Below are 950 nucleotides of genomic sequence, written 5' to 3'. Positions count from 1 at the left end.
CATAATGAAGGACGTTCCTTGCGATACATCGCTAACTACTTAGACTTTAGTAAGACCACCATCTTTAACGAACTTCACCGGCTAAATAGTGAGTACCAGGCTGGGCTAGCGCAAACTGACTTTGAACGAAAGGTTAGTCAACGGGGGCGGAAGTCTTCGCTCACTAAAAACCTTAAACACTTGATCGAGGAAAAGATTCAAGTCCAGAAGTGGTCCCCTGAACAAGTTGCCCATGTGGTGGGGATTGCCTACAAGACGGTCTATAACTGGATTGATCAAGGATGGCTTGATATACAGTTGCCCGATTTGCCTGATCATGGAATTCGTCGTCATCGTGCTAAAGAAAAGCGTGGTACGTTCAATCACGGCCGCTCCATTGAGGAGCGTCCTCATAAAGTCGAAACTCGCCAGGAATTCGGCCACTTTGAAGCTGATACCGTACTTTCTGGTAAACGTAAAGGTCAAGCTGTGGCTACTTTTGTGGAGCGTAAAAGTCGCCTGACAATTGTTAAACGGCTCCATGGTCGCGACAGTCAGTCCATGACTCAAGCCGTACTTGAACTAGCTAGTCAACTTCAAGACAAGCTCAAGACGCTTACTGTGGATCATGGTAAAGAGTTCGCTAACTACCAGACAATTGAACAGCTAACAGGTACTCAGGTTTATTTTGCCCATGCTTATTCACCACATGAACGCGGTAGTAATGAGAACCGTAACCGAGTTTTGCGACGGTTTATTCCCAAGGGACAAGCCATTGAAGAACTAAGTGATTACCAACTGGTTCAAATCAATTGGTATCTGAATTCACGGCCACTTAAATGTCTTAATTGGCATACACCAATCGAGATCTTCTTGCTTAATCTACGTCACTAAATTCGTTCAAGTTATTTCTTGCAATCTGCCAAATAGATAAGACTTGTGGTCAGAAGTCAAGTAGGTGATACGTAAAA

General features: G+C 44.2%; 1 protein-coding gene. It reads left to right on the top strand.

Annotated elements, in window-relative coordinates:
• The coding region (locus LPKJCM_RS11600; protein WP_087069673.1) for an IS30 family transposase at nucleotides 1–873 on the top strand (873 nt) is incomplete at its 5' end.
• Nucleotides 874–950: the final 77 nt, after the last annotated feature.

Source organism: Lentilactobacillus parakefiri, from assembly GCF_002157585.1.
In the GTDB taxonomy this organism is placed as follows: Bacteria; Bacillota; Bacilli; order Lactobacillales; family Lactobacillaceae; genus Lentilactobacillus; species Lentilactobacillus parakefiri.
This window is presented reverse-complemented; position numbering and strand designations above follow the sequence as displayed.